The sequence below is a fragment of the Paraburkholderia sp. JPY419 genome, assembly GCF_050435705.1.
In the GTDB taxonomy this organism is placed as follows: domain Bacteria; phylum Pseudomonadota; class Gammaproteobacteria; order Burkholderiales; family Burkholderiaceae; genus Paraburkholderia; species Paraburkholderia youngii.
Window position 1 is genome coordinate 2,512,371 of sequence record NZ_JBNDKV010000004.1, and the last position, 15,481, is coordinate 2,527,851.

Consider the following 15,481-nt stretch of genomic DNA (forward strand, 5'->3'; position numbering starts at 1 on the left):
TATCAGGGGCGCGATATTTGGCATGCTGTTGATCGTGCAGCCGTTGATCGCGCATGGGCAGGCTGTTCAAACGCTCACGATCGTAGAGTATCGAGCGCATATGTCGCCGGACCAGCCGACAGTGCGCGGCATGGCCAGGTTCGCAGATATCGTGAACCGGGAGTCTCACGGTCGTCTGGCGGTGAGCGTGAGCGCCGATACAGTACCGGGTTCGCCGGATGAGCAGATCAAAACATTGCAGGCAGGTGGCCCGGGTGCCCCGGATTTGATGCTGCTGGTGACGCCGGCATTGCGTCATCTCGTGCCCGAATTCGAGATCATGGATCTGCCGTATGTTGTCCGCAGCGAACCTCAGGCGCAGGCACTGCTCGATGGTCCGTTCGGACAAACTCTGTTGTCGCGCCTCGAGGGTCACGGTTTGACGGGTCTCGCCTGGTGGGAGAACGGCTTCCGCCAGATCACGACGTCGGGCCAGCCGTTCCGGCACGCGCTCGATCTGGCGAACCGGCCGGTTCGCGTGATCCCGGAACCCGCGTTCGTTGAGACGTTCAAGGTCTTGGGCGCTGACGTCGTGGGACTTCCGTATTCTGAACTATACGGAGCATTGAAGAGTGGACGCATCGTTGCGGAAGATAACTTCTATTCGCAGATCTTGGCCGGTCACCTTTATGATGTTCAATCGGCCGTTTCGGTCACGAATCACTCATACAGCGCCATTGCTGTGGTTGCCAATTCGGTGGTCTGGCAGAAGTTGACGGTGCGGGATCGAAATGTTTTACAACACGCTGCGATAGAAGCTGGGCGCTTTGAGCGCGATCTGATTCGAGAACAGGCGAAAACCGATCGTGCTGAGCTCGAGCGTCACGGAATGACGGTTCATATCGTCGCGACGGATGAAATAGCAAAACTGGACACCCTTACAGATCCCGTCAGGCAGCAATTCTTCCGCAACTACGATCCCACGATTGTCGATATGTATCGACGTCAAATAGCGAAACGCTAGACAATCCGGTGCTTGAGAAAAATATAACTATTGAGGATGCGCGAGACTCCACCCAGGAGTCTCGATCTGCATCCAGGCGTACGCGACTGATTCCAATGATCGTCGCGGTGCCGATGTTCTTGCAGAGTCTCGATACCTCGATATTGGGCACGTCTCTCCAGTCGATTGCCGCTTCCCTGAATGTCGAGATACTTCATCTCAACTTCGCTATAACCGCCTATCTGTTGAGCCTCGCACTGTTCCTCCCGGCAAGCGGGTGGCTCACCGATAGGTTCGGAACGCGGCGCGTATTCTGTTCGGCAGTCGCCATCTTCTCACTGGCATCCGCACTATGCGGCGCGGCCACCTCGATCACTGAAATCGTTCTATTCCGGGTCTTGCAAGGTCTTGGCGGCGCCATGATGGTGCCTGTAGGGCGCCTGATTCTGCTGCGAAGTATCCCGGCAACGCAGCTGGTGGCAGCGATGGTGTGGTTCACAGTTCCCGGCGCCATTGGGCGTGTGATTGGGCCGCTACTGGGTGGGCTGATCGTCACGATGGGCTCGTGGCGATGGATCTTTCTGCTCAACATTCCATTCGGTGTATTGGGCATCCTCCTGTCGTTGAAATTTGTGCCGGATTCACGCTCGGAGAAGTCTGAGCCGTTCGACAGGACGGGATTCATTCTGATGGCGATAGGGCTTTCGGGCATCGTATGTGGTCTGGAAACCGTCGGCCGTAATTTCGTCCCTATGAGCGTGACGATTGGAATCACGGCTGTTGGGGTTCTGGCAATGGTCGCATACGGGCTTTATAGCCGTGGACGTCTCGATGTCATTATCCCTCTCAAGATTTTTGGATATAAAGCGTTTAGCATCACGACGATTGGCGGCATTCCGCTCAGACTCGCGGTCGGCTCGGCTCCAATCTTCGTACCGCTGCTCTTGCAGGTCGGCTTGGGATTGACGCCCATTCAATCCGGCTTGATGAGCGCCTGGCTCTCTGTCGGCGCATTCGGTGTCCGTCCAATCATGGATCGTGCAATAAGGAAATTCGGATTCAGGCCGATCATGATGCTGGGCGCCGCGATGACGGGCGCGACATTCGCTTGCTATGGCTTGTTCAGACCGACGACGTCGGTTGGGCTTATGTGCTTCGTGCTGTTCGTAGCGGGTATCGTCAATTCTCTGGGGATGATAACTATGAATACGGTTGGCTATTCCGGCATTCCTAAGACCTTGATGAGTAAGGCCACGGCACTTTCGACAATGATGCAGCAGACGTCGATCAGTTTTGGTGTCGCAGTCTGCGCATCATGCCTGACGATCACCGCGCAGGTTCATGGGCACAGCGCGGATCATCTGGTAATCGACGATTTCCCGATGACATTCTTCGTTGTCGGGGCCTTTACCCTGTTGTCGGTCGTGGCATTCGCCGGTCTTCCCTGGGAGGAAGGCCAGGAACTGCGCTAGATTACGAGAAACGATATGAGCTATTCCTTTAAATCACACGCAAATACGTATCCGGGATCAAGTGATTACGGTCGAGACCTGGCGGATCACTTCGGTGCTTTCGATGCAGAATTTCACGACCGGCGCGTGGCCGATCCAGCAGCCGAACTTCAGGTGACGCCGCGAGATGAAGCGCGCGGAAATTCACGAGCGCGGCAGGTTAGCGCTCGCGCGTGATCAACGCGATTGGACGGCTCGAAAGTGTGACAGGTACTGAGGAGAATCCCCGTAGCCTCCAGTTGCGACAGGAGATGGATGGGCGACAAAAGAAAAAAGCTCGATGTCTTTTCAGAACATCGAGCTCCAGTTGCTATACACGCAACGAACAACGTTACTTCGCGGGCTGAGTCAGCTTGTCGTGGTCAGTGGCGATAACCTTCGCATAGTCAGCGGATGCGAGATAAGCGGCCTGGTGACCGTTGACGTTCAGCGCCTTCTGGACGTTCGGGTCCTGCACTGCCATCTTCACCGCATCGGCGATCTTATCGCGGACCGGCGCCGGAAGATCCTTCGGTGCCAACACACCCGTATGCGACGCGAAATCGAAGCCTGGGAACATTTCGCCGAGTGCGGGAACATTCTGAATCTCGGGAATACGGCGCGAACCCAGGACCGCGAGCACACGCATCTTGCCGGCCTTGATCTGCGGCGCCGCCATTTCGTACGGAATCTCTATCATTTGCACCTTGCCGCTCAAGAGCGCCGGGATCTGTTCAGCGTCGCTCCTGTAGGCGGTATGAATCATTTTGACGCCCGCACGCTTCTGGAACGCCACCATCGCCAGATATTCACGCGACGTGGTGCCTGTCGATCCAAACATGTAGCAGTTCGGATTGTCCTTCAGACGGCTGATGAGATCGGCGTAGTCCTTGATGTCGGTGCCGCTCAAACCGGCGCCGTTGCCCGCGACCAGAACCAGGCCCGCGTGACCGGTGACCTGTGCCACCGGAGTCAAATCCTGGCGTGCGCCGTCCACTTGATCCGTATCGCCGACGAGAAGCGTCAGTCCGTCAGCGGGCGCTGCTTTTGCTGCCGACACCGCAGCTGCGTCCGCCTGATTTTCGACGACAACATCGGTGCCCAGCGCCTTGCTCAATGCGGGTGCCAGTGCGCGTGCAACCAGGTCCGAATTCTGGTTCGGCCCGGCAGCGATCAGCTTGACCGGCGCCGACTTCGCCGGTGCTTTGGCGATAGAGATTTTGACGGGTGCCGTCTGTGCCGCGAAGCCACGACTCGACGTCGTAATGCCGGCGACTGCGGCGAAAGCGAGTGCCGCACCGACGAAGATTTTTCGATTCGCGTTCAAGTCACGTCTCCTTTATGTTGGGGTTACAGATGCGATGCGCGCAATTTTGTATTCAAAAAAGACTACCATTGTACTAGGGCAAACGCGTACGATGCGGCACGAGTGCGAGCGCCGACGCCCCGCGAATTCCCTTGTGCCCCCGGCAATTTTGCGACGCGACCGGATAGCCAGGCCCCAGGGTTTTTACGGGAGCATGGTCGTTGACATTGTAGGCTGTCGTAAATACTATTTCGACTGATGATAACGAATTCAAAGATCAGACGCACGATGACGCCGGGGTGCGGTGCGAATCCGGTTGTGGCAGGTCGCGCATCCCGCGGCCGATCTGAGCAATCGATTCGCATGCAAGAACGCAGAATCCTGATCGCCAACGTGCCGAGCTCCGCCATTCGTCACGCCGAGACCGGCTCCCCTCTCTATTAGGCCGCTGCCTCCGTACAGCTGGCGCCGGTCACGGCTCGCACGATTCATGAATTGCTTCGGGTGTTCAACTGGGACCCGGACGCCCGCATTGGATGCCGCACAACTTCAGGAGGACAACCGACCAGCGAAACAATTCACCAGCAGTCAGTTGCAAAGATCACATATAACAATCAGGAGAATGTATGAATCACCAGGGGGTCGGGAGGAAACGCCGATGGGCCACGGTACCGTTGGCATGCGCATCAGTTTGCATGAGCATGACGGCCGCGCATGCGCAAAGTAGCGTGATGCTTGGTGGATTCCTTGACGAAGGGATCGCTACCTATCGTGATTCAGGTGGGTCACGTTTGTTTCAAATGCAGGATTCCGCCATTTTTCCGACCAAGTTCTTCTTCCGCGGGAGCGAGGACATGGGGGGCGGCCTGCGCGCCAACTTCAGCCTCGACTCGATGATCAGCCTAAGCGCAGGGGGTCTTGATCCGCAGTCGCGCGGCGCGATGTTCGAGAACTCGTCGTGGGTCGGACTGAGTCAAGCAGGGATTGGCAGCTTCCGCCTCGGGCGGCAGAACGACTTCGCCTTCGACTATTACCTGCTCGGCGGTATCGACCCGGCCACGGGCATCGCTGGCGGTATGCTGAACTTCCGCACCGGTAGCTTCGGTGCCGACCTGCTCGGGGTCTCGGGTCCAGCCCAGATCGCCGGTGCCGTCTCAGGCGGGCCGTTCGCACCTATCACAACGAACGGCCAGATCACTGGGTTAGCGGCCATCAACTGGGATCGTGTCGGCGGCAAACGAATGTCGAATGCCGTCAAGGTCGTCTCCGAGGAATATGCCGGGCTGTCGGTTGGCTTGATGTATAGCTTCGGCGGCACGGCGGGGGACTTCAACAACGGGGCTGGAAAGAGCGCCGCGATCAACTTCAGGAATGGGGAAACGCGTGCTGCCGTTGTTTACACCGAGCAGAACTACGCGCCGGTCAACAACGGGCATAGTGGCATCGCCAACCTGCTCGCCGGCGCAAGGACGAAGTACGCCCATTTCACGGTCTCGGGGATGTACAGCCAGGCGCGCAACACCCATACGGGTGCCAGGATTTATGCGCTTGCAGGTGGCGTCGGGTATGACTTCTCACCAGCATGGAACCTCGGCGGCGCTTACACCTACGAAAATGGTAACGAGCTGCTGAAGAACGTGACGATCAACCAGGCCGCATTGCAGTTGACATACACGTTGTCGAGACGCACCTCGCTCTATGCCGCTGGTGTATTTCAACGCACCAATGGCGCATATGCTGCCGAAATCGGGAACATCGTGGCAAACGGCAATATCCAGTCAGTTTTTCAGCTTGGCATGATGCATCGATTCTGATGCTTCATTGAGAGCGGCGGCGATGAGTATGTTTTCGTCATCGCTGCCGTGCTCTTCACGGATATGCAATAGCAAAAAGTCCCCCGATCAAGCGCAGAAAGTGCCACGAGGGCTTTTTCGTCTACTATGATAGTATACAATTTAGAATTACAAGTAATTCAGTGCGCCGGACACGCAATAGCGGCGCAGGACCGACCGATCAACCATAGTACGAGGTAGTGTTCGGACGTATAGGCGCAAACCCGACGTCTGGTTCCGATCATATTTGAAGGAGCGGCAGATATGAAGAGCGAGGAGGACCTACCCCTAAACCATTCAGTTGAAGCCCCAGCTTTAAATTGGCTAACCCGTTTTGTTGCAGTCGACAAGGCGGTCTCGGAGTCTGCTGATCGACATCTGAAGTCATCGCTTGGGATTTCATCTGCGCAGGCTAAGGTCATCATTTGCCTCGCTGGACGGCAATTCATGACGCAGGTTCAACTCGCCCGCCGGCTGAATTACGATATGGGGTCGCTATCCCGACTCATTCCGCGTCTCATCGACGCTGGAATTGTAACGAGGTCCAGGCATCCAGACGACTGTCGCTGCTGGTGCGTTCAGCTTACGGGAAGCGGAGTGGCCATGGTCGCGAAGATCACCGCGTTTCTCGGGGCAACTGACCAGAAATTGATTAGCCTCTTAACCGAGGACGAAGCGGATATTTTCATGGTGTTGCTCAAGCGCTTACTCGTGAATTCCGCAACTCATGGGGCAGCCGATGTCTCGGCAGTTGCCTCGACGGTCAGCCCGAGGTCCTTCGGCGCCATTGGCGCACCGGCGTGACCGACAACGCTCTCTCCTTCGCACTACAACGTGGCCTGCGCATGTCTAATCCTGCGCGTCCGTGCCTTCGCCGTTATCGACGATCGGCTTCTCGCGCGTGCGCCCGATGATCGTCGCGGTCGATGCCGCTATCCCGAGGCCGCATCCACGGGCAGGAAAAGCCGAGCACACCGGCCATCGTTGGCGCCCGTGCTGCGTTAACTTCGCCCTAGCGGTCGAAAGGTCTCGCGAGTCCGGCACTAACACATCAGGCCGGATTTCACAATCATGCTTGCCCCCTATCCATACTCAGGGGATTTATGCCGAGATCCAAGGTTATACAATCAATGTAGGCAAAAAAACATGCTAATGCTTCTTCGCAATCTCAAAGTACGCAACCGGCTGTTTGTTAGCTTCGCAATCGTTATCCTGCTGTTATGCGGTGCCGCGGGATTTGCGCTTTTCCAGGCGCATCGGATCGAATCGCATCTAGTGGACATCAAACAGAATTGGATGGAGTCGATCAAAACGATTGCTGATCTTCGTCTGGCCCTCAGTACGGATCGTCGCGCCACGCTGGGTCTGGTGTTGTCTGATTCCAAACAAGCCAAAGATACCAATGCGGCGATTCGGACCCATGCCCTGGATCAGCTGAGACAGGGTGTCAATCACTATGAGAAAAACGCGCTGCCGGGCGAGGATCGTCAGTATTTCGAGAACGATAAGAAGGCAATTGCTGCGTATGCGGTGATCAACAAAGAACTCTACACACTTGCAATGACTGACAATCCAGATCTTGCTACCGCACGGGTGCTCGCCAACACCAAGATCTTTGATGTCTTCAAGGCCACCGAGAACACGCTCAGCGCCCATATGGACTTCATCCAGAAGAATGCGGATGAAGCTGCGGAAAACGCCATTCACGACTACGACATGGCCCTGATGCTGACATTCACCGGTGATCTGTATCGCTATCATTGCGACGGTATATGTCTGCAACACGGTTGCCACATCAATCGTCTTCCCGTTAAATGACGCCGTAAGAATTGCCGAAGCAGTTGCGTCGGGGGATTTGACGTCACAGGTCAGGGTGCATTCCGATACTGAACTCGGCCAATTGATGCGTGCGCTTCGCAGCATGAATGAAAGTCTCGTGGATATCGTGAAGCAAGTCCGGTCCGGTAGCGAGGCCGTATTGACCGGCGCATCCGAAATCGCGGCAGGTAACGAGAACCTGAGTCAGCGCACCGAGGAACAGGCGGCGTCTCTCGAACAGACGGTAGCTTCGATCCAGCAGTTGACGGCGACCGTGGAGAACAACGCGGCGAATGCCAGACAGGGCCTCAAACTCGCGCAGACTACATCCGATTTGGCAAACGGCGGTGGAGAGGTCATGAAAGTGGTCGTGACCACCATGTCAGGCATTGCCGATCAATCCAGGAAAGTCGCCGACATCATTGCGACTATCGAGGGTATCGCCTTTCAGACCAATATCCTGGCCCTTAACGCGGCGGTTGAAGCTGCACGTGCTGGCAACGAAGGTCGTGGCTTCGCCGTCGTTGCCCAGGAGGTCCGCACGCTGGCTCAACGCTCGGCATCGGCCGCCAAGGAAATCAAGGAATTGGTCAGCAATTCCGTCACCCGCGTTGATCAGGGATCTCAGCTGGTGAACGATGCCGGGTCAAAAATTAACGAGGTGGTGAGTGAGTTCGCCCACGTATCGACCCTGATGGAGGAGATCACCCACGCATCCGATGACGGCCACCGGGGCATCATGGAGATAAACAAGGCAATCGGCGAAATCGATACCGTGACCCAGCACAACGCAGCCCTGGTCGAAGAGGCCGCTGCCGCTGCCCGTGGCGTTCATGCGGAAGCTGAACGCCTACAGTCACTGGTTACCAACTTCAAGATCGCACGCGCTATTTGATTCACGGTCTTTGGACACCCCCGGTTGACTCCTCACGATGCCTTTCAGGGAGTGAGTAAAGGCCGATGGCAAAATTTCTAATCCGCGAAAGGATACAAAAGCGATGAAAATAGCAAATGAATCACCTTGGAAGTTCGTCGTCATGTGGATGCGGCTATATTTCGCATTCCACTATCTCTCTTCCGGGCTGAACTTCGTGGTTTTCAGATACATTCCGGATTTCAGCCACGCGGGAAAAGTGGGCGCTTATATAGGCGCTATGGCAGATATCGGCTTCTACCAAATGGTCAAATATCTGGAAGTTGTGCTTGGCTCCATGCTGCTGCTAAACATCGGGGTGCCGCTGGCATTGATCATAATGGCCGGCGTGAGCGTCACCATTGTCTTCCTCAACCTTTTCGTTTCGCCAGATCCGCGCGAACTGTTCACGGGCTTCCAGGAGTTGCTCTTGAACGGAGGACTCTTGCTAGCGTACGGAGGGTACTATGCAAATTTTTGTCGCGTCAAGGCAGAGCCTTTTTGGTTTTGGGACGGAATGCGGAGGCGGGGAGATTTCGACGCAAGGAGCCAATCGTGAATAAAGATTTTCTGGTGGTTTTTTCCATCATTGCCGTTGCAGTTTTGATAGTAATTTCGACGTCCACCATTTTCTTTGCGCGGCACTTGCGTTTTTATGATTATGGGCCTCCATTGGGGGCAGGGCTATTCACGTTGGCGACAATGCTTCGAGCAGCGATGAAACGATAGCTGCTGGATGCGCGTGCGTTCATTTGAAACGGTTTACGTTTCGGAGCGGTTATAAAAAATAACATGGCCTCTGTCTGGAGGCCATTTTTTATGTTGTTCGGCCGGACTGCGAGTGCCTGCGACATGGACGAAGGCGAGTTCGAGCGGCGGCATGAGAGGCCTTGCGCAAAGAAAAAAGACTTTGTAGGCTGGTGCTAATGCCTGTCAGGCATGAGCGGAGCGGGGGCACATGAGCTTCGACGGCCACGGCATCGACGCACTAGCAACAGGCTCATGACGTTTTCGCCAACCGCGGCGATCATGCCGCGCACACTACAAAACCGGCGGAGAGACCTTGACGACCGATCAGGCAGCCAACCGCACCGCGACCGCGGCCGCAGCGATGCCAGCGGCTTTCGACTACACCCACTTCGACACTTACACCACGGCGCCGCGCGCGCAATTGCCTATGTGGCGCGAGCGCGTCGGCCATTTTCTCGACGTGCCGATCTCGCGCCGGCAACTCGCCGACGGCTTTCGCGGCAGCATCGACACCTATCGCGCCGGCGGCATGGCCTTCACGGATTGCTGCACCGATCCGGTCGCGCAAGCGCGCTCGGTCGCGCGCATTTCGACCGATAACGTGCGCCAGCTCGTGTTTCACGTGGCCGTCGAAGGGACCTTCGAGACGACCACCGGCCTCTATCCGAAGCGCGTCGCGCTGCAAACGCGGCCGAGCATCCTCGCGCTCGACATGAATCAGCCGATGCAGATGACGCGGGGGCCGTGCCGCCTGGTCGCGCTGTTCGTGCCGCGCCATCTGATCGATCCGGTGCTGCCGGAAGCGGAGTCGATACATGGCCGCATGATCGAATATGAAACGCCGCTTGCGCGGCTGATTCCCGCGCATCTGGCCGATCTATGCCGCAGGTTGCCCACGATGGACGCGCCCGCGGCGCAGGAAGCGTTCCACACCTGCGCGTTGCTGATGGCGGCGGCGTTCGGCAAGGAGACGGGCTTGACCGGCAGTGCGCGCGCGGTGGCACGCACCGCGATGTTCGCGGCGGCGCGCCGCTATATCGACGCGAATCTCGGCCAACCTGATCTGACCGTGGACAGCGTGCTGGCCGTGTCGCAGCTGTCGCGGCCCACGCTGTATCGATTGTTCGAGCCGGAGGGCGGGCTCCACGCGTATATTCGCAACCGGCGCCTGCGCGAGGCGGCCGACGAACTGTATCGCCACCCCCGCAGGCCGGTGATCGACGTCGCGTACGGCTGGGGCTTCAATAGCGCGTCGGATTTCAATCGCGCGTTCAGACGTGCGTACGATATGTCGCCGGGCGATTTTCGCGCGGCCGCATCCGCAATCAATTCAGGGAGATGACAACGTGGTAAAGATCGATCCGGACCGGCTGATGGCCGACCTCAAACGGCTGCGCGGATTTGGCGCGGCCGGTCCCGGCGTGGTCCGGCTCGCGCTGTCGCCGATCGATCTTGCGGCACGCGAATGGCTGGTCGGCAGGATGACGGAGGCGGGGCTCGATGCGCGCATCGACGGCGTGGGCACCGTGTTCGGACGCTCGCGCAACAGCGGCCCCGCGCTCGTGATCGGTTCACACACGGACACGCAGCCGACCGGCGGCTGGCTCGATGGCGCAATGGGCGTGATCTACGGGCTCGAAATCGCCCGCGCGCTCGCGGAGAACGACGCGACGCGGCACCTCGCCGTCGACGTCGCGTCGTGGATCGACGAGGAGGGCACGTTCTCGGGCCTGCTCGGTAGCCGCAGCTTCGTCGGCGAGGCGGTCGACGAATCGATTCGCGGCGCGACCAACCGGCAGGGCGAACGTCTCACCGATGTACTGGCGGCGGCGGGCCTCGCGGGCCGGCCGCGTGCGCGTTTCGAGGCAGGGCGCCAGGTCGCGTATCTGGAGCCGCATATCGAGCAGGGCGGGCGGCTCGAAGCGATCGGCAAGTCGATCGGCGTGGTCACGACGATCGTCGGGCTGCGCGAATCGCGGCTGCGCTTCACGGGTCAGCGCAACCATGCGGGCACGACGCCGATGGCGATCCGCCGCGACGCGGGCGCGGCCCTCGTCGCATTCATCGCGCGGATGAACGACGCGTTCACGCAACTGGCCGACGCGGATACCGTGTGGACCGTGGGCCGCATCGATCTCGATCCGGGCTCGATGAGCGTCGTACCCGGCGCTGCCGACATGTACCTGCAATTCCGCGACGCGAACCCCGCACGGCTTCAGGCAATGGAGCACGCGCTCGCGGTTCTGGTGCGCGACTTCAATGCGCACAACGCCGTAAGCGTCGACTTGCAGACGATCGACGAGCCGATCGAGCCCGTCAGCATGGACGCCACGCTCGCGGAGCACATCGCGCGAGCCGCCGAAGCGATCGCGCCGGGCCAGTGGCTGCGCATGCCGAGCGGTGCCGCACACGACGCGCAGGTGATCGCGCGTTTCATGCCGGCCTGCATGATGTTCGTGCCGAGCATCGGCGGCGTGAGTCACGACTTCATCGAGGACACGGCCGAGGAGCATATCGTGCTCGGCTGCCAGGTCGCCGCGACGGCAGCGGCTTCGATGCTGCTGCAGCTATCGGCGGGGCATTCCTGAGGGCCGCGCTACTTCCACTTGTCGCCTAGCGCGTCGAGGCCGGCTTTCATCAGATCATCGGGCAGCATCGCGATGCGCAGCTCGCACTCGGCGTCGAGCTTCAGGAACCACGGTTCGGCGAGCGCGGGAATCGCCGATGCATCGGCGACATCCACGACCGCCACCGCGCCGCGTTTGCCCTGCTGCTCGGTGAAGTAGATGGCTTCCGGCTTCATGTCCTCGAGGATCTTTTGCATCAGCTCGCCGATTCGGCCTTCGCGCACGAGTGTGCCGAACGGTTCGTTCGGTATTTGTATGTTGAGAAGCATGCGCATGTCATCCTCCTGTTCGATACCTCAACGGGCATCTCAAGGATAGGTGTTGCATGCGCGGCCGAGGGCGTTGATCGCGGACGAAGCATCGGCGATTACGGCCGACGGGTGGCGCGTTGTGCTGTGTCTGCGCGGCTTCAGCTACCGAACAGCGATCCCTGCGTTCCCCGGCTCGGCGGGTGATGCGCCGGTTTCGCGGGTGCATCGTCCCTGACCGGCCGCGCTGCCTTTCCTTCCGGCGCGGGCCGTTGCGCGTCATCGGCCGCTGCTTCGAGCGACGTCTGCCCCGCCTCCAGGGAAAGCAGCAGCATCTTGTTGGCGAGGCCGCCGGCGAACCCCGTCAGCTCGCCCGACGCGCCAATCACGCGATGACACGGCGCGACGATCGAAATCGGATTCCGGCCATTTGCCGCGCCCACCGCGCGCACTGCATTGAGCTTGCCGATCTGCTGCGCGATCTCCGAGTAGCTGCGCGTCTGGCCGAACGGGATGGTCAGCAGCGCGCGCCAGACCTGCTTCTGGAACTCGGTGCCCTGAAAATCGAGCGGCAGATCGAAGGTCTGGCGCGTGCCCGCGAAGTACTCGCGCAATTGCCGCTCGGTTTCGATGAGCACCGCCAGCTCGTTCGCTTCGCTCATTTCGCCGAGTCGCACGCGATTCGGCTTGTCGTGTTCCCATAGAATCGCGGCAAGGCATTCGCCTTTCGCCACGAGCTTCAACTGACCGACCGGCGAATCGATCAACTTGTATGCGTACGTCACTTTCTCAGGCTCCTGACAGGGCGCAGGCGCAAGACCCGCGAGACGGACGTGCTCGGACGACCGGACGCGGAAAGCCGTATGAAGGCTGCGCCGATACTTGGGAGTGTCCCGCTCGCGTCGCCTGAACGCCCTCCGGATATTGCTGTCTCATTCGCATTCGACACGGCCGCGACTATCGTAAGCGTCGCGGCGATCACGTCACTGTACCGCAGAGAACCCCAGATGGCCTTTGACTCAGTAAAATCGATAGCTTCGGTACGACGCGCTGCGCGCGCTACCCGATCTTCTTTCCCACGACTGTGACCACGACTTTAGAACAACTGCGGGCCGGGCAACTGGCGGGTACGCGCGAGCTCAAACTCGCGTGCGGTGTCAGCGAATTTCCGCGCGAGATTTTCGATCTCGCCGATACGCTCGAAGTGCTCGACCTGTCGAACAATGCACTGACGACGCTGCCCGACGATCTGCCGCGCCTGCGCAAACTGCGCATCCTGTTCGCGTCCAACAACCCGTTCACCGAACTGCCCGGTGTGCTCGGCGAATGCGCGCAATTGAGCATGATCGGCTTCAAGTCGAATCGCATCCGCGAGGTGCCGGCGAGCGCGCTGCCGCCGCTGTTGCGTTGGCTGATCCTGACCGACAACGACATCGAAAGCTTGCCCGCGGAACTCGGCCGCTGCACGCAACTGCAGAAGCTGATGCTCGCCGGCAACCGGCTGCGCGCGCTGCCCGAGGAACTGGCCGCATGCACGCGGCTCGAACTGCTGCGGCTCGCGGCGAATCGGTTCGACGCGTTACCGCATTGGTTGCTGCGTCTGCCGCGGCTTGCGTGGCTCGCGTATGCGGCCAATCCGTTCAACGCGGCGCTCGAACAGGCGGCGCTCATCGACACACCGATCAGCGGCATTCGCTGGAATGCATTGCGGCTCGAACGGCCGCTGGGCGAGGGCGCATCGGGCGTCATCTATCGCGCGGCGCTGCACGCGGACCACGAACCCGCGCCGCGTGCGGTCGCCGTCAAGCTGTTCAAGGGCGCGGTGACGAGCGACGGTTTGCCCGACTGCGAAATGGCTGCTTGCATTCGCGGCGGCGAACATGCGAACCTGATTCCAGTGCTCGGCAAGGTGATCGGGCATCCGTCGGACGCGCATGGCCTCGTGATGGGATTGATCGATCCGCGCTTCGCCAGTCTGGCCGGTCCGCCGAGCCTCGCATCGTGCACCCGCGATATCTATCGCGACGACGCGTGCTTCGACCTCGAGACGGTGCTCGGTATCGCGAGCGGCATCGCGAAGGTCGCGAGTCATCTGCATCGGCGTGGCGTGATGCATGGCGATCTGTACGCGCACAATATCCTGCACGGCGGCGCGGGGCGCGCGCTGCTCGGCGATTTCGGCGCGGCGTCGTTTTTCGATGCCGGCGATCGCGAGCTTGCTATCGCGTTGCAGCGGCTCGAAGTGAGGGCGTACGGCTGTCTGCTCGAAGAACTGCTGGAGCGTTGCGACGCGCAAGCGGACATCGCCGGGCAACTGGCCGCGTTGAAGACGCGTTGTCTGAGCGAAGACATCGACAGCCGGCCACTGTTCGACGAAATCGTTGCCAGCGTCGCGTCGTTCGATCGGCACAGCCGCAACCAGTCCGTCCGCAACCAGCACCTCCGCGAAGGAGTCAAGCCATGACGCAGAACATGCGCCGCCGCGTGCTGCTCGCGGGCGCGCTGGCAGCAACCGGTCTCACCGGCGTCGCGCGATTCGCGGACGATGCTCATGCCCAGGTACCGCCCGGCGCGAAGCCGAAGATCGCGCTCGTGCTCAAATCGATGTCGGACCCGTTCACGGTCGCGATGGTCGACGCCGCGCGCAATTACCAGCAGCACTTCTCGTCGCAATTCAGCCTGACGATTCGCGGCACGGCCAGGCAGACCGACACCGCCGCGCAGATCCGCATGGTCGACGAGATGATCAGGGCGAAGATGAACGCGATCGTGATCGCGCCGACCGACTCGAAGGCGCTGATCCCGGTGATTGCACGCGCGATCAAGGCCGGCATCATCACGATCACGATCGACAACCCGCTCGACGACGCGACGCAGGCGGCCGCCGGCATCTCGGTGCCGTTCGTCGGGCCGAACAATCGCAGCGGCGCGAAGCAGGTCGGCCAGTATCTGGCCACGCGGCTGAAGCCCGGCGATCAGGTCGGCATCATCGAAGGCATTTCGGTGAGCAGCAATGCGCAGCAGCGCACGGCCGGCAGCCGAGACGCGATGGATGCGGCGAAGGTGCAGGTCGTCGCGGTCGAGTCGGGTAACTGGGAGTACGGCAAGGGCCGCGACGTGGCCGCGAAGATGCTGGCCGAGCATCCGCAGCTTCGCGCGCTGTTATGCGGCAACGACAACATGGCGATGGGCGCGGTCGACGCGATTCGCGACGCAGGCCGCGGCGGCGGTGTCTACGTCACCGGCTACGACGCGATCGATGCGATCAAGCCGCTGCTCGCCGACGGCCGCGTGCTCGCGACGATGAACCAGTTCGCCGACCGCCAGACCGTGTTCGGCATCGACTTCGCATTAAAGGCGGTGACCGAGCGACGCAAGCAGCGCGAGCTATCGAGGGTGATCGAGACGCCGCTGCAACTGGTGACGGCCTCGAAACGTTGAGGCGGGGCGCGCGATTGCGCCGCTTGCCGCCACCGCGCGTCGAACACCGATAGCAGGTCGAGTGCGCGGCCCGC

The 15,481-nt window shown here is 60.0% G+C and carries 16 protein-coding genes and 1 pseudogene; 14 read left to right on the forward strand and 3 right to left on the reverse strand.

Annotation, left to right across the window (positions count from 1 at the left end):
• The first annotated feature begins 22 nt into the window (after positions 1-22).
• From dctP to QFZ91_RS40010, 3 genes are all read left to right on the forward strand, one after another.
• Complete coding sequence (gene dctP, locus QFZ91_RS40000) at positions 23-1,003, forward strand: TRAP transporter substrate-binding protein DctP (protein WP_429570668.1); 981 nt, start codon at positions 23-25, stop codon at positions 1,001-1,003.
• A 95-nt stretch (positions 1,004-1,098) separates the two neighbouring features.
• Positions 1,099-2,454: an MFS transporter gene (locus QFZ91_RS40005; RefSeq protein WP_429570669.1), complete on the forward strand. Its 1,356-nt coding sequence runs from the start codon at positions 1,099-1,101 to the stop codon at positions 2,452-2,454.
• Between the two features lie 15 nt (positions 2,455-2,469).
• Complete coding sequence (locus QFZ91_RS40010; protein ID WP_429570670.1) at positions 2,470-2,670, forward strand: hypothetical protein; 201 nt, start codon at positions 2,470-2,472, stop codon at positions 2,668-2,670.
• A gap of 154 nt (positions 2,671-2,824) precedes the next feature.
• Here QFZ91_RS40010 and QFZ91_RS40015 read toward each other — a convergent pair whose 3' ends face one another.
• On the reverse strand, positions 2,825-3,799 hold the full coding sequence (locus QFZ91_RS40015) for a Bug family tripartite tricarboxylate transporter substrate binding protein (RefSeq protein ID WP_429570671.1): 975 nt from the start codon (positions 3,797-3,799) through the stop codon (positions 2,825-2,827).
• Positions 3,800-4,473: 674 nt separating this feature from the next.
• Here QFZ91_RS40015 and QFZ91_RS40020 point away from each other — a divergent pair.
• The 9 genes and pseudogenes from QFZ91_RS40020 to QFZ91_RS40060 all read left to right on the forward strand — a co-directional run bounded on the left by QFZ91_RS40020 (position 4,474) and on the right by QFZ91_RS40060 (position 11,679).
• Positions 4,474-5,592, forward strand: coding sequence for a porin (locus QFZ91_RS40020; RefSeq protein WP_429570672.1), 1,119 nt, complete (start codon positions 4,474-4,476; stop codon positions 5,590-5,592).
• A 282-nt stretch (positions 5,593-5,874) separates the two neighbouring features.
• Positions 5,875-6,168: pseudogene (locus QFZ91_RS40025) on the forward strand (MarR family winged helix-turn-helix transcriptional regulator); the annotation flags it as partial.
• Between the two features lie 45 nt (positions 6,169-6,213).
• The gene (locus QFZ91_RS40030) at positions 6,214-6,414 is read left to right on the forward strand and encodes a hypothetical protein (RefSeq protein WP_429486810.1); all 201 of its coding nucleotides are present in this window, start codon (positions 6,214-6,216) and stop codon (positions 6,412-6,414) included.
• 342 nt (positions 6,415-6,756) lie between these two features.
• Positions 6,757-7,428 carry an MCP four helix bundle domain-containing protein gene (locus QFZ91_RS40035; RefSeq protein ID WP_429570673.1) on the forward strand — a complete coding sequence of 224 codons (672 nt, stop codon included), beginning with the start codon at positions 6,757-6,759 and terminating at the stop codon, positions 7,426-7,428.
• A gap of 118 nt (positions 7,429-7,546) precedes the next feature.
• Positions 7,547-8,323, forward strand: a complete 777-nt coding sequence (locus tag QFZ91_RS40040) for a methyl-accepting chemotaxis protein (RefSeq protein WP_429570968.1) — start codon at positions 7,547-7,549, stop codon at positions 8,321-8,323.
• A gap of 103 nt (positions 8,324-8,426) precedes the next feature.
• Positions 8,427-8,900 (forward strand): hypothetical protein, encoded by a 474-nt coding sequence (locus tag QFZ91_RS40045; protein WP_429570674.1) that lies wholly within the window; start codon positions 8,427-8,429, stop codon positions 8,898-8,900.
• Positions 8,897-9,070: a hypothetical protein gene (locus QFZ91_RS40050; protein WP_429570675.1), complete on the forward strand. Its 174-nt coding sequence runs from the start codon at positions 8,897-8,899 to the stop codon at positions 9,068-9,070. Before QFZ91_RS40045 ends, QFZ91_RS40050 begins: the two co-directional genes overlap by 4 nt.
• Positions 9,071-9,404: 334 nt before the next feature.
• Complete coding sequence (locus QFZ91_RS40055) at positions 9,405-10,433, forward strand: helix-turn-helix domain-containing protein (RefSeq protein WP_429570676.1); 1,029 nt, start codon at positions 9,405-9,407, stop codon at positions 10,431-10,433.
• Between the two features lie 4 nt (positions 10,434-10,437).
• A complete protein-coding gene (locus QFZ91_RS40060; protein ID WP_429570677.1) occupies positions 10,438-11,679 on the forward strand; it encodes a Zn-dependent hydrolase in 1,242 nt (413 codons plus the stop codon).
• A gap of 8 nt (positions 11,680-11,687) precedes the next feature.
• On the opposite strand, the gene QFZ91_RS40065 is transcribed toward QFZ91_RS40060, so the two are convergent.
• Positions 11,688-11,993: a panthothenate synthetase gene (locus QFZ91_RS40065; protein ID WP_176125442.1), complete on the reverse strand. Its 306-nt coding sequence runs from the start codon at positions 11,991-11,993 to the stop codon at positions 11,688-11,690.
• A gap of 134 nt (positions 11,994-12,127) precedes the next feature.
• Positions 12,128-12,751, reverse strand: coding sequence for a methylated-DNA--[protein]-cysteine S-methyltransferase (locus QFZ91_RS40070; RefSeq protein ID WP_429570678.1), 624 nt, complete (start codon positions 12,749-12,751; stop codon positions 12,128-12,130).
• A gap of 299 nt (positions 12,752-13,050) precedes the next feature.
• Between QFZ91_RS40070 and QFZ91_RS40075 the strand changes: the two genes are divergently transcribed.
• Positions 13,051-14,430: a leucine-rich repeat-containing protein kinase family protein gene (locus QFZ91_RS40075; RefSeq protein WP_429570679.1), complete on the forward strand. Its 1,380-nt coding sequence runs from the start codon at positions 13,051-13,053 to the stop codon at positions 14,428-14,430.
• Positions 14,427-15,407, forward strand: a complete 981-nt coding sequence (locus QFZ91_RS40080) for a substrate-binding domain-containing protein (RefSeq protein ID WP_176106723.1) — start codon at positions 14,427-14,429, stop codon at positions 15,405-15,407. Before QFZ91_RS40075 ends, QFZ91_RS40080 begins: the two co-directional genes overlap by 4 nt.
• The last annotated feature ends 74 nt before the right edge of the window (positions 15,408-15,481 follow it).

Coding starts and splice junctions, on each gene's coding strand:
- QFZ91_RS40080 (WP_176106723.1), top strand. CDS start 14,427: ATGACGCAGAACATGCGCCGCCGCGTGCTGCTCGCGGGCGCGCTGGCA.
- QFZ91_RS40020 (WP_429570672.1), top strand. CDS start 4,474: ATGAGCATGACGGCCGCGCATGCGCAAAGTAGCGTGATGCTTGGTGGA.
- QFZ91_RS40010 (WP_429570670.1), top strand. CDS start 2,470: ATGAGCTATTCCTTTAAATCACACGCAAATACGTATCCGGGATCAAGT.
- QFZ91_RS40045 (WP_429570674.1), top strand. CDS start 8,427: ATGAAAATAGCAAATGAATCACCTTGGAAGTTCGTCGTCATGTGGATG.
- QFZ91_RS40030 (WP_429486810.1), top strand. CDS start 6,214: ATGGTCGCGAAGATCACCGCGTTTCTCGGGGCAACTGACCAGAAATTG.
- QFZ91_RS40035 (WP_429570673.1), top strand. CDS start 6,757: ATGCTAATGCTTCTTCGCAATCTCAAAGTACGCAACCGGCTGTTTGTT.
- dctP (WP_429570668.1), top strand. CDS start 23: ATGCTGTTGATCGTGCAGCCGTTGATCGCGCATGGGCAGGCTGTTCAA.
- QFZ91_RS40005 (WP_429570669.1), top strand. CDS start 1,099: ATGATCGTCGCGGTGCCGATGTTCTTGCAGAGTCTCGATACCTCGATA.
- QFZ91_RS40065 (WP_176125442.1), bottom strand. CDS start 11,993: ATGCGCATGCTTCTCAACATACAAATACCGAACGAACCGTTCGGCACA.